8 protein-coding genes, 2 tRNA genes and 2 rRNA genes are annotated in these 13,282 nt (G+C 40.9%); 7 read left to right on the top strand and 5 right to left on the bottom strand.

The features are described from left to right. The 3 genes from F960_RS22540 to F960_RS00385 form a co-directional block, all read left to right on the top strand. Window positions 1-2,757: Ig-like domain-containing protein (locus F960_RS22540; RefSeq protein ID WP_004854679.1), on the top strand; the 2,757-nt coding region annotated here is incomplete at its 5' end. Between the two features lie 46 nt (window positions 2,758-2,803). Beyond that, a protein-coding gene (locus F960_RS00390) for an IS3-like element ISAba20 family transposase (protein WP_085945805.1) occupies window positions 2,804-3,879 on the top strand; the annotation gives its coding sequence in 2 pieces (ribosomal slippage) (window positions 2,804-3,056 and window positions 3,056-3,879; 1,077 coding nt in all). Window positions 3,880-4,002: 123 nt separating this feature from the next. Next, window positions 4,003-6,021, top strand: a complete 2,019-nt coding sequence (locus F960_RS00385; RefSeq protein ID WP_020846529.1) for an FG-GAP repeat domain-containing protein — start codon at window positions 4,003-4,005, stop codon at window positions 6,019-6,021. A 55-nt stretch (window positions 6,022-6,076) separates the two neighbouring features. On the opposite strand, the gene F960_RS00380 is transcribed toward F960_RS00385, so the two are convergent. From F960_RS00380 to F960_RS00355, 5 genes are all read right to left on the bottom strand, one after another. Then, entirely contained in the window at window positions 6,077-6,502 is a 426-nt protein-coding gene (locus tag F960_RS00380) for an organic hydroperoxide resistance protein (protein ID WP_004854668.1), read from the bottom strand. A gap of 280 nt (window positions 6,503-6,782) precedes the next feature. Beyond that, on the bottom strand, window positions 6,783-7,607 hold the full coding sequence (locus tag F960_RS00370; protein WP_004854665.1) for a carbon-nitrogen hydrolase family protein: 825 nt from the start codon (window positions 7,605-7,607) through the stop codon (window positions 6,783-6,785). Between the two features lie 21 nt (window positions 7,608-7,628). After that, window positions 7,629-8,150, bottom strand: coding sequence for an anti-anti-sigma factor GigB (gene gigB, locus F960_RS00365; protein ID WP_020846528.1), 522 nt, complete (start codon window positions 8,148-8,150; stop codon window positions 7,629-7,631). A gap of 113 nt (window positions 8,151-8,263) precedes the next feature. Beyond that, on the bottom strand, window positions 8,264-9,232 hold the full coding sequence (gigA, locus tag F960_RS00360; RefSeq protein WP_004854660.1) for an RsbU family protein phosphatase GigA: 969 nt from the start codon (window positions 9,230-9,232) through the stop codon (window positions 8,264-8,266). Window positions 9,233-9,438: 206 nt separating this feature from the next. Further along, window positions 9,439-10,368: an MlaA family lipoprotein gene (locus F960_RS00355; RefSeq protein WP_004854656.1), complete on the bottom strand. Its 930-nt coding sequence runs from the start codon at window positions 10,366-10,368 to the stop codon at window positions 9,439-9,441. A 537-nt stretch (window positions 10,369-10,905) separates the two neighbouring features. Here F960_RS00355 and F960_RS00350 point away from each other — a divergent pair. The 4 genes from F960_RS00350 to F960_RS00335 all read left to right on the top strand — a co-directional run. After that, window positions 10,906-12,445: ribosomal RNA gene (locus F960_RS00350) — 16S ribosomal RNA — on the top strand. Between the two features lie 60 nt (window positions 12,446-12,505). Then, window positions 12,506-12,582 (top strand) — tRNA-Ile (locus F960_RS00345). A 55-nt stretch (window positions 12,583-12,637) separates the two neighbouring features. After that, window positions 12,638-12,713: transfer RNA gene (locus F960_RS00340), tRNA-Ala, on the top strand. 390 nt (window positions 12,714-13,103) lie between these two features. Beyond that, a 23S ribosomal RNA gene (locus F960_RS00335) occupies window positions 13,104-13,282 on the top strand; the annotation flags it as partial.

Raw genomic sequence — 13,282 nt, 5'->3', positions numbered from 1 at the left:
CCGATTGCAGATGGCACCGAAGGTATCGTCACTGCAACGGATGAGGCAGGAAATGTGAGTACACCAGTATCAACAGGCACAGCTGATCTCACAGCGCCTGATGCACCAGTAGTTGATGAAAACAATGCGGCAGGTTTAGCTGGAACAGCTGAAGCAGGTTCAACAGTGACTGTGACTGATGCTTTGGGTAATATGGTGACCACGACTGCGGATAGCGCTGGTCATTGGTCAATCACTCCAAATCCGATAGCAGATGGCACTGAAGGTACCGTGACTGCAACAGATGCAGCAGGAAATGTGAGTGTTCCAGTATCAACAGGCACAGCTGATCTTACAGCGCCTGATGCACCAGTGGTGGATGAAAACAATGCAGCAGGCTTAAGCGGAACAGCAGAAGCAGGTTCTACAGTGACCGTGACTGATGCTTTGGGTAATACTGTTACAGCGATTGTAGATAGTGCAGGCAATTGGTCAATTTCACCAAATCCGATTGCAGATGGCACAGCAGGTACAGTGACTGCAACGGATGCAGCAGGAAATGTGAGTGCCCCAGCATCAATAGGTCTTGCTGATCTTACAGCGCCTGATGCACCAGTAGTTGATGAAAACAACTCAGCAGGACTAGCAGGAACAGCGGAAGCAGGCTCAACTGTGACCGTGACTGATGCTTTGGGCAATACCGTTACAACAACTGCGGATAGCGCAGGTCAGTGGAGTATTACTCCAAATCCAATTGCAGATGGCACCGAAGGTACAGTGACAGCAACTGATGAGGCGGGAAATATCAGTGAACCAATTTCAACAGGACTCTTAGGTCCAGAAGTTCCAGATCAAACAGCCCCTGATGCACCAGTAGTTGATGAAAATAACTCATCGGGCTTAAGCGGAACAGCGGAAGCAGGCTCAACAGTGACCGTGACTGATGCTTTAGGTAATACTGTTACAGCGATTGCAGATAGTGCAGGCAATTGGTCAATCATTCCAAATCCGATTGCAGATGGCACCGAAGGTACCGTCACTGCAACTGATGAGGCAGGAAATAGCAGTGATCCAATTTCTACGGGTACAGCACATACAGCGATACCAGCTCAACCTGAGCAAATTATCGAATATCTAGATGATGTTGGTTTGGTGACAGGCATAATCGCAATTGCTAAACCTACTGATGACAGCAAACCTGGTTTTGAAATTAAAGCACTGGGGGCAGATGAAACCGCAACTTTATATATTGATGGTAAAGCGGTAGATGCAGTATATGATGCGAAAACTGGAACTTTGACACCAGTAAATGATATTGCTGAAGGCACACATACTGTGTCCTATACCATTACCGATGCTTATGGCAATGAAAGCGAGCCGAGCATAGCTTCAAACTTTAGTGTGGATATAACTCCACCAGAGCAAACTGTTATTATTAGCTCTGTCTATGATGATCAATTACCAGTCATTGGAACTGTTGAAAATGGTGGTTTTACCAATGATACAAGTCCAGAATTGATAGGAACAATCAGTCAAGTTTTAAATGACGGTGACGTTGTTTCAATCTATAGAGATGGTGTAAAAGTCGGAGAAGCAACAGTTGATGGATTGAATTGGAATTATATAGATACAAGTGGTCTGGTAACGGGTGATTACACATATACAGCATGTGTCGAAGATAGTGCTGGAAATAGTGGAGAATTCTCGGAAAGTTATATTATCCATGAATTGTTGACTACACCAACGACAACGATTGCAATCACTGGCTATTATGATGATGTTGGTGAAGAACAAGGTCTAATTACCACGTCAAATTCAACGACAGATGATCGTGCCCCTGTGCTTGAAGGTACAATCAATGGAACATTGGCAGTAGGCGAGCAAATTGCAATCGTCGACAAAACTACAGGCAAAACCCTAGGTTATGCAACAGTCGATACCGATACAAATACTTGGTCTTATGATTTATCAAGTTTGCAGAACAGTACAACGTATAAGTATGTGGCTTATGTTGAGGATGTCGCGGGTAACCGAGGTACAGTTTCAAATGAGTTAGACTTTACAGTAAGTTTGGGAATATACGTCAATGGTCAATCTACGATAGATACTACACCGATTATCACAGGTTATGTTGGATTTGATATCGATCCTGGAGAATATATAGAAGTTACTGTAAATGGTGTGACTTATTCATCTAGAGATGGTGATGTTGTTGTAGACCCTCAAAACAATACATGGTATGTCCAAATTCCTGATGTAAATACATTGGGCTTAGGAAAAACTGATGTTAAAGCTGTCTTGAGGACACTTGAGGGTAATACCGTAACTGAAGATGCCTCTACAAATGAAATCTCGATAGCAGCAATTCCGACTGTAGATATAGGTGCTGGATCTGGTGATACTAACCAAAAAGCTACAGCAGTTACTATTAATACTGATGGAACATGGCTCATTCATTCTAATCAGTCTATGTGGACATCTAAGGCATCAGATTCAACCAATTTAGGTGAGTTTAATATTATTAAAATATTAAGCAATTCTGGAGCGGGCTATACTGGTTCAAACTACGTACAAAATGCAACATTTATCGATTATAACCGTGATGGTTTGATGGATTTATTTACTGTTGATAGTTCATATCAAGACGGACAGCAAATGTTTTATAACAAGAATGGAGTGTGGATTCCTTATCAAGTTGGTGCATACACATATGCGCCACAAACTGGAGATTTTGCTGGAGATACTGGTACTGGGGTAATCCTCCCTAAAAATAATTGAGTTTAAAAGTAGAAAATCGAATAACCTTGATTTAAGGAGATTTTCTATGAAAACATCTAAGTATTCAGACAGCTTGATCATGAGTATCTTGAAGCAAGCTGAAGCAGGAACACCCATACCGAACTTGTGCCGCGAACATGGTATGAGCTCTGCTACATTCTACAAGTGGAAGTCCAAATATGGCGGCATGGATCTTTCAATGATGACGCGGCTTAAAGAACTTGAGGCTGAAAATGCCCGTTTAAAACGCATGTATGCTGATGAGCGGCTAAAGTCAGACATCTTGCAAGATGCACTTTTAAAAAAGTTTTAAGGCCTGTTCAGCGAAAGTTACTTGCTCAGCAAGCTACTGAGCAATTTAAGATTTCAATCAGCATGGCCTGCTTAATTTTTAAAGTCAGTCAAACGTGTTATCGCTATAAAGCTCGTTTAGATGAAGAGAATCAACAGATTGCCGAATGGTTGATTCAATTAACCAATGATCATAAAACATGGGGCTTCAAGCTTTGTTTCCTGTATTTGCGTAATGTTAAAAAATACAAATGGAACCACAAACGTGTCTATCGCATTTATAAGGAGCTTGAGCTTAATTTAAGAATCAAGCCTAATAAGCGGATTAAACGAGAACAGCCTGAAACCCTTGCAGTACCGACAGCTAAGAATGAATCATGGTCAATGGACTTTATGTATGATCAACTCAGTGATGGACGTAGTTATCGAGTTCACAACGTGATTGATGACTATAATCGCGAGTCATTGGATATATTGATTGACTTTTCGTTGCCAGCAGAACGTGTGCTGAGAGGACTTGATCAGCTCATTGAATGGCGAGGTAAACCTAAACGCATTAGAACCGACAATGGCCCAGAGTATATAAGTGAGCTGATGGAAAAGTGGTGTGATCAGCATGGTATTGAGCATGTATTTACTCAACCAGGCAATCCACAGCAAAATGCATATGTTGAGCGATTTAATCGTACAGTACGTTATGAGTGTCTAAATCAATATTTATTTCGAGATCTGAGCGAGGTGCAGGACTATACAACTGACTGGCAGTACTTTTATAATCATGAACGACCTCATATGTCAGTAAATGGTTGTCCACCTATTTTTAAACAATAACAAGGCTTTAGATTTTCTACCCATTAATTCAATTAAAAATGGGGGGTATTACCTGGCGGTAGTGCAAATACATGGTCATGGTATGGTGGGATTATCGCTATTGATAAAGATGGTGATGGTTATGTGGACATGATCATTGGTGATCAAACTCCAAATGATACAGGCACACAAGGAGGTTACGGATCTCAGATTGTACTCAATCATGATGGTACTGTAACTGGTATGGATAAGGATGGTAATTTTGCTCTAGCCTATGGCACGGATTCAGCTCATCGACCAATAGGACAAAGTCAATCTCAGACTGATATGGAGCTTTCAGGAGTTGATATAAATAACGATGGTATTGTTGATTTTGTTATGCACTGTACCAATGTCGTGGCAAATGATGAAAGCTTTGTGAACAGTACGGGAGCACAGAGTAATAATGAAAATCGTTTAGTTGTCGTTAATGGTACAGATAATGGAACATGGGAAGTAACTCAAATCGTTGAAAATGTCTTTCAACGTAATGATACAGATCCAGGTATTGGTAATGGGGTTGCAATGACATGGGCGGACTTCAATGGTGATGGTTATCTAGATCTATTCTTGGCGAGAGGAAATGAAAGTACTACAACAGCTTCAGGTGTAGCGAATTCAAATGCTGAATATCAAAGTCGAATCTATTTTAATGATGGTACTGGTAAGTTATTGTTTGCCGATCCAAACAATGACGGTATAGGTAATCCTACAGGATTATATAATTTTGGCGACACACTTGCAGGAGGTAGTTCTCTTGCTGTTGATTGGAATCATGACGGTAAAATCGACATCATTGAGTTGCTTGGTATGCCAGGAAATACAGGTGGTATAACAGCAGCTGCATCTACAGGTCCAATTAACCTATATATCAATACAACAACGGGTTCTTCTGTGAGTTTTGTAACATCAAACTTGCTTCTGATGGTTGGAAAAACAACAATTGGCTCTTCATCTGATCCAGTAACAGGTGCTATTAGTATTGATCTAGACTTCGACGGTGCAAAAGATTTACTTGTCTTTACTAGCCAAGGACATACTCAATACATTGCCAACACCAATAAAGTTGAGGATGGAACATCATTACATGCACGTATGCTGGATAAAAACGGAATCAACATTTTTTACGGTAATACAGTGCAGTTAATTGATGAATCGACTGGCAAAGTTATATCTACCCAAATTATCAATCCACAATCAGGTAACCAAACCAATGATTCAACAGCACTTGTTGATTTCTATGGCTTAGACGCATCAAAAACTTATACAATAAAACTGTTAAGTGGGGAACTGGGATATAGTTGGACTGGAATATCTCCTGGAGCATCAAATACATGTTATGTATTTACTGCAGAAGGTGCAAATCAGATAAATAATGCCAGTGATCAAGGTGGCGCGACTAATACTATTGGTATCGTAGGTACAGGCTACAATGATACATTCTATGCTACGCAAGGAACTGATATTTACAATGGTGCTGGCGGTAGTACCAATATTTCAGGTGTAAAATATTGGAGCAATACAGGTGGTATGGATATTGTTGATTACAAATATGCAAATACAACAGCAATTACCGTCGACCTATCCAATACAGCTTATCAAAATACTGGATTTGGAACGGCTAAGTTTGTCAATATTGAAGGTATTTCTGGTGCTTCAGGCAACGATGTCTTTACCAATAGTGGACTAGACAATTACTTTGAAGGTCGTGGCGGTAATGATACGTTCAATTTAACCAATCATGGTGGTCATGACACGTTGATTTATAAGTTGTTAGATAGCACTGATGCAACGGGTGGTAATGGTGTTGATGTCGTTAATGGCTTCTTTGTTGGTACATATGAGGCAACGGCTGATGCTGATCGTATTGATATCAATAGTTTATTAAACGGTTATACCGCATCTGGTTCAGATGGATATGCAGCGAAATATATCAATGGTGTCGCAACGATTAACACTGGCGATGACATTTCAAACTATCTCAATGTTTACTTTGATGGTACCAATACGCATGTTCAGATCGATAAAAATGGTACAGGAAACTATAGCGATTTGTTGGTGATGAATAATGTGCATACTGATCTAGCGACATTACTCGCAAATCATCAGATTATTATTGGATAATCATTTTGAATAAAAAAGAGCGCTTAAGCGCTCTTTTTTTACAGCAAATTTTATATTAAACAATGACATTCAATGTTACATCGATATTGCCACGTGTTGCATTTGAATATGGGCAAACAATATGTGCTGCTTGAACCAATTTGTCAGCTTCAGCTTTATCCATGCCTTCAACATGAATATTTAAAGTTGCTTGGATGCCAAAACCTGTTGGAATTGGACCGATCCCAACTTCACCTTCGATATAGGCATCTTTAGGCAATTGAAATTTATCACGACCTGCAACAAATTTCATCGCACCAAGAAAACAAGCAGAATATCCCGCAGCAAACAATTGTTCAGGATTGGTACCACCACCTGCACCGCCCATTTCTGTAGGTACAGCCAATTTTACATCTAAAATATTATCTGATGAAACTGCACGACCATCACGACCACCTGTCGCTTTTGCATGAGCTGTATAGACGACTTTTTCTAAAGACATTTTTGTTATTCCATATATTTTACATTTGGAATTTTATTGTGGAGAAGTTTAGTGACAATGTATTGAAGGCTTTTGTATCAATAGATTTAAAATGTAAAAAGAAAGGTCATCTTTTAGGTTTATGTCTAAAAACTCTAGAGTATTACATTCAATTTAAACTTATTTTGAGAAAGGGTGCAGCTACATTTCATCTTACTAGCGCAAAAGTATTGGCTGAGTGAATTTTTATATTTTTAGAGAATAAAAGCTTAGAGATGATTTTATTTGTACTTAATCTTGATCAAAACTGAATAAGTTTACGATGTTGCATCAAAGGCATAGATGCACGGATTTGATCTTGTTCTTCTAAATCAAAAGGTACCGTGATCATTGCAGCACCTTCACTGGTGATGAGATCTAAAACTTGACCACGACTATTGGTTGCTGCTGCATGTCCCCATGTTTGACGTTTAGTGCCATGCCAACCTTGTTGAGCTGCACCTAATACTTGGCATTGACTATCCATCGCACGTGCTTGTAACAATAACTGCCAATGCATTTGTCCAGTGGTAAAAGTAAACGCAGCAGGGGCCGTTAAAATACGCGCACCTTTGGCACGTAAACGCAGTGCTAACTCAGGGAAGCGTAAGTCATAGCACACCATTAAGCCGATATCACCAAATGGAGTTTTGGCAAGAACTGGATCAGTACCAGGCTCAAAAAACTTAGATTCTTGATAACCGCCTACAGCATCACCGACTTGCACATCGAACAAATGGATTTTGTCATAACGTGCTTCAGTACGTTCAGGGCTAATACACAGACTGGTCGTGCGTACGCGTCCATCCTGTATGATCGAGCCGTCAGGACGATACGGGCAAGGCAGAGTTCCAGCAACAATCCAAATTTGATACTGGTGGGCAAGATTTTCCAGACGCTTTTGAATGGACTCGAACTGTTCGGCGGTTTCACGTTGTTTTCCAGCTGCAAAACAAACAAAGTTTTCAGGGAAAACAATCAATGAAGCACCTTGAGCTTTACTTTGTTGAATCAATAACTCAATCACACTGAAGTTTTCTTCAATGTCATTTTGCGAGTTCATTTGAACAACAGAAAGTAAAGTCATGTTCAATCCTTGAAAATAGAGTTAAGCGTTTTGCTTAGTCGATACTTGATCCAGAGTATCTTGTTCTTTTTCGAGTTGTTTGACCAAGGGTTCAAACATATTTTGGTTGCTTGCATTGAGTTTCATCAATGTTTTATGCGCATCAAGCACAGTATCAAGCATCGCATTTTGGGTGATATGTTCATCAATGAGCGCACGAGTGCACACACTTGGATCACCACAATAATTCAAGATGACAAAAACCTGCCCCAAGCCCATGCTATTGGCCAGAGTGGTGATGTCTTGGTTTGTAGATAGCATGACTGCTTGGATATGGTGGGTTTGTTTCAGCTTTAAGCCTAATTTCGCCAAAATACCTAAAACAGTACTATCGATAAATGTGGTTTCAGTCAAATCAACAATCGCGCCAACGACGTTATCTTGTTGTTCGATCTTCGCCAATAGTTTGTCTAAGCTTATACAAGAAAGGGCTCGCACTTCACCAATAAGTTTGAAGATATGCGTTCCATTCAAGCTTGCATATTCAACATGACCTGTTGACATATAAATGCCATTTGCAGAGAAGGATGCCAAAATTATCACATAGCGCAACTCTATACTCAAGAGGTTGACAAATGAAGAAAGTCTTATATAAATGTAGAGTATTGATTATAAAGTTAATTCATTCTGCGTAAACTGAGTATCGCAATATCATCTGCAACATGATCGGGGGCTTGGAATGATTGATTTTGCAAATGATAGACCAATTGAGCAAACTGATCAGTCAATCCACCATCAAAAGGTTCGAGTGCGCCATCTGAACAAATAATAAACCGAGCATGACGTGCCAAGGTACATACAAACTCTTCAACTTCGAGGTCTTCAGTCAAGCCAAGCGGGAAACTACTGGTGTTGAGGACACGAGGAGCTTGGTTCGGTTCAAAGATAATCGGTGGGGGATAATGACCTGCGCTAGACCAACGTAACTCATGTGTTTCAAGGTTTAAAATCCCTGCAACCATCGTGATATGTTTCTCGATATTTTCTTGAACCAACATACCATTAAGTTTTTTGATCAATTCTCTTGGTGTTTTAGAGCGACCATGAAATGCCGCCATCCAAGAAGTGAGTAAGCTACTGGTAACGCCATGTCCAGAGACATCGGCAAGATAAAACATGATTTCTTTATCACTAATTTTCCAATAATCGTACCAATCACCAGAAAGATAAGCTGAAGGTTGGAAAAAAGTTTCTACTTGATAATTTTGTAACTCTATCGCATTTGGTAACAATTTTTTTTGTAATTCTGCTGCAGAGGGTAAATCACGACTATCTTGATTACGTTTATATTGCGCATCAATTTTAGCTAAAGAATGTTCAGGGTGAGCGGGTAATCTATTCCAAACCCAGCCTGCTAAAGCACCGAGTTCCCAAGCTTGTGAAAGGGCAGTCCCTTCATTTTCAAATGCAATGACGACTGTTGGAAAATTCCATTGATGTAAAAGGAAATCTTGGACATCAGCAATCGCAATAATGGTTGGGTCATATAAATGCAGATCATCTATGCGAATCATTTGCAGACTCGGGAGAGCCGTTAAAATCTGATCTAAATCAGGAATAGAACGAGTGGGCTGAATGAAATACATAGATTTGAAATTAGATCCTTTGAATGACTAATTATCCATTAATAATAGTAGATGTACTATAGAAATCAAACTATTGCTAGAGAAGCTTGGTGATTCTCTAGCAAACAATTATTACAAATGGTAAATGATGTAATTTAAAATATTCAAAAGAAAGGCATGAAAGATACTTCATACTACTTTAGAGATTACATCGTTCACAGCGTAACTTATTTTGATGAGTCTTGTTCAGCATCAGCTGGATCATCTGTTTCGTCATCATCAATAAATGAATTAGAAGCAGCATCTAAGCCTTTTTTCTGTGCAATATTATAATTTAGGCGTTGCAAATAAATATCACGAATTGCAGCATAACGATCACCTTGTAAGACATCTTCAACATCTAGCAAGCGCGAACGAGCATTGATACCACCGAGTACAGTATTACCCCATAGTAGACCTTGTTGATTATTGTCATCCATTTTGTAGTTCAATGGATTTGCATAACCCTCAGCTACAGAATCAAGTGAGTTACGCAAAGTACTTGGACCTAAGATTGGTAACATAAGATAAGGACCACTAGGAACACCCCAGTAGCCGAGAGTTGTACCCAATGATTCCTCTTCAGTAGGCATACCTAAACGACGTGCAGGATCTGCAAGCCCTAAAGAAGTCACAGTATTTACGGTAAAACGACCTAAAGTTTTCAGCGCACGTAAAGGACGACCTTGAGCCAGCTGGTTTACCGCATTCCAAGGTTCACTAAGGTTTTTACGAAATAAAGTATAAGAACTTCGTATATCATCTGGAACTTTCGCTTTATATTCCACAGCGATAGGACGTACGAAATTACGATCCATCATGTCATTAAAAGCATAAATTTCACGGTTTAAAGGCTGTAAAGGATCTTTTTGATCATCGGATTGCGCAGCATTGGCATCCACTTTAAAGTCTTTAGCACGAATATTTCGCAATTCTTTTAGATCTTTAAAAGAATGGTAACTTGTAGAAGTTGCTTGTGCATCAACATCTGCATCTTCGGCAGTGCTGGCGGAGGCTACATCGGGTTGATCCGAAACATCGCTATCGTCTTGAGCAAATGCAGTGCTGTTTATGCTTACAGCCAATAAGCTTGCACATAATATATGTAGTTGACGCATAAAAATCCCTAAATTTTTAGTTCATTCTAAAATAAGAATTAAGAAAAAACCTTAAACTATAAAAAACAGACAACAAATTAGCTTTATTAAAACAGATTTGCTTAATAATTGTTATAAAAAAGCAGAAAAAGCCTAAAAAATACACATCTGAAAAAATAAATTAAAAAAAGGGGTTGTGTTAGGTTGGGAATGCTGTAGAATGCACATCCATCGGCGGTGATGAAGATTAAAACTTCTTAGAAATCAGTTAGTTGAATAGATTGATTGAGTTTAAGATGTTTAGAATAATTTGAAATTACTAGTTGACTTTCTGGATTAAGAGAGTAATATAGCCGACCTAGCTTGATGATGACGAATCATCGAGAAGATCATTAAGAGATTATGAAGAACAACTTGTGTGGATTTTTGCTAGTTGATCATTGAAAAAAAATATCATTGATTGATTGGTAGAAATTACTCGAAGTTTATTTGAGAAATATTTGTCAGAAAATTGATGAGCCAAGTTTAAGAACTTTACTTATAAAGTTCGAATGATTTTAACTGAAGAGTTTGATCATGGCTCAGATTGAACGCTGGCGGCAGGCTTAACACATGCAAGTCGAGCGGGGATAGGGTGCTTGCACCTGATTCTTAGCGGCGGACGGGTGAGTAATACTTAGGAATCTGCCTATTAGTGGGGGATAACGGCTCGAAAGGGTCGCTAATACCGCATACGTCCTACGGGAGAAAGCAGGGGATCACTTGTGACCTTGCGCTAATAGATGAGCCTAAGTCGGATTAGCTAGTTGGTGGGGTAAAGGCCTACCAAGGCGACGATCTGTAGCGGGTCTGAGAGGATGATCCGCCACACTGGGACTGAGACACGGCCCAGACTCCTACGGGAGGCAGCAGTGGGGAATATTGGACAATGGGGGGAACCCTGATCCAGCCATGCCGCGTGTGTGAAGAAGGCCTTATGGTTGTAAAGCACTTTAAGCGAGGAGGAGGCTCCCGTAGCTAATATCTACGGAGAGTGGACGTTACTCGCAGAATAAGCACCGGCTAACTCTGTGCCAGCAGCCGCGGTAATACAGAGGGTGCGAGCGTTAATCGGATTTACTGGGCGTAAAGCGTGCGTAGGCGGCTTTTTAAGTCGGATGTGAAATCCCCGAGCTTAACTTGGGAATTGCATTCGATACTGGGAAGCTAGAGTATGGGAGAGGATGGTAGAATTCCAGGTGTAGCGGTGAAATGCGTAGAGATCTGGAGGAATACCGATGGCGAAGGCAGCCATCTGGCCTAATACTGACGCTGAGGTACGAAAGCATGGGGAGCAAACAGGATTAGATACCCTGGTAGTCCATGCTGTAAACGATGTCTACTAGCCGTTGGGGCCTTTGAGGCTTTAGTGGCGCAGCTAACGCGATAAGTAGACCGCCTGGGGAGTACGGTCGCAAGACTAAAACTCAAATGAATTGACGGGGGCCCGCACAAGCGGTGGAGCATGTGGTTTAATTCGATGCAACGCGAAGAACCTTACCTGGCCTTGACATACTAAGAACTTTCTAGAGATAGATTGGTGCCTTCGGGAACTTAGATACAGGTGCTGCATGGCTGTCGTCAGCTCGTGTCGTGAGATGTTGGGTTAAGTCCCGCAACGAGCGCAACCCTTTTCCTTACTTGCCAGCATTTCGGATGGGAACTTTAAGGATACTGCCAGTGACAAACTGGAGGAAGGCGGGGACGACGTCAAGTCATCATGGCCCTTACGGCCAGGGCTACACACGTGCTACAATGGTCGGTACAAAGGGTTGCTACACAGCGATGTGATGCTAATCTCAAAAAGCCGATCGTAGTCCGGATTGGAGTCTGCAACTCGACTCCATGAAGTCGGAATCGCTAGTAATCGCGGATCAGAATGCCGCGGTGAATACGTTCCCGGGCCTTGTACACACCGCCCGTCACACCATGGGAGTTTGTTGCACCAGAAGTAGCTAGCCTAACTGCAAAGAAGGCGGTTACCACGGTGTGGCCGATGACTGGGGTGAAGTCGTAACAAGGTAGCCGTAGGGGAACCTGCGGCTGGATCACCTCCTTAACGAAAAGATGATTGGCTGGCAAGAATCCACAACAAGTTGTTCTTCATTGATGTATCTGAGGGTCTGTAGCTCAGTTGGTTAGAGCACACGCTTGATAAGCGTGGGGTCACAAGTTCAAGTCTTGTCAGACCCACCAAGTCTACGAAGCTGGAAAAAGCGACAGAGAAGAAGATATATCGAGATCTTAAGCTGGGGACTTAGCTTAGTTGGTAGAGCGCCTGCTTTGCACGCAGGAGGTCAGGAGTTCGACTCTCCTAGTCTCCACCACATATTTGCAATATCTGAATATGTTAAAAAACAAGCGATTAAGTATATAGGTTATAGAAATTAATGAGAAATTGGCGTATTATACGCATCTTGTTAACTTCTGTGATTTATCACAGTTTCTTGACCTGACGAAGGCAAGAGAAATCATTAACAGATTGGCAAATTTGAGTCTGAAATAAATTGTTCAAACTTGATTTTACTAGAAGGTAGCAATCAATTGTTACTGTTTGGTGAAATTGAGAACTAGCAAATTAACTGAATCAAGCGTTTTGGTATATGAATTAAATTGAAGCTGTACGGTGATTAAGTTCACAGGACAACAAGCTGTAGCAATTAAGTTTGCACGTTGACATTCACTTGTAGAATGTAAACGACTGTTTGGGGTTGTATAGTCAAGTAATTAAGTGCATGTGGTGGATGCCTTGGCAGTCAGAGGCGATGAAAGACGTAATAGCCTGCGATAAGCTTCGGGGAGGCGGCAAATATCCTATGATCCGGAGATTTCTGAATGGGGAAACCCACCTACTATAAGGTAGGTATCATAAACTGAATACATAGGTTTATGAGGC

This window comes from Acinetobacter gerneri DSM 14967 = CIP 107464 = MTCC 9824, assembly GCF_000368565.1.
GTDB classification, from domain to species: Bacteria; Pseudomonadota; Gammaproteobacteria; order Pseudomonadales; family Moraxellaceae; genus Acinetobacter; species Acinetobacter gerneri.
The sequence above is the reverse complement of the archived record's forward strand: the minus strand, read 5'-3'. Positions and strand labels throughout refer to the sequence as shown.

What these genes read in the sequence shown, in the direction of transcription:
- F960_RS00380 (WP_004854668.1), bottom strand. Translation starts at nt 6,502, where the DNA reads ATGTCTTTAGAAAAAGTCGTCTATACAGCTCATGCAAAAGCGACAGGT.
- F960_RS00370 (WP_004854665.1), bottom strand. Translation starts at nt 7,607, where the DNA reads ATGACTTTACTTTCTGTTGTTCAAATGAACTCGCAAAATGACATTGAA.
- gigB (WP_020846528.1), bottom strand. Translation starts at nt 8,150, where the DNA reads ATGTCAACAGGTCATGTTGAATATGCAAGCTTGAATGGAACGCATATC.
- gigA (WP_004854660.1), bottom strand. Translation starts at nt 9,232, where the DNA reads ATGTATTTCATTCAGCCCACTCGTTCTATTCCTGATTTAGATCAGATT.
- F960_RS00355 (WP_004854656.1), bottom strand. Translation starts at nt 10,368, where the DNA reads ATGCGTCAACTACATATATTATGTGCAAGCTTATTGGCTGTAAGCATA.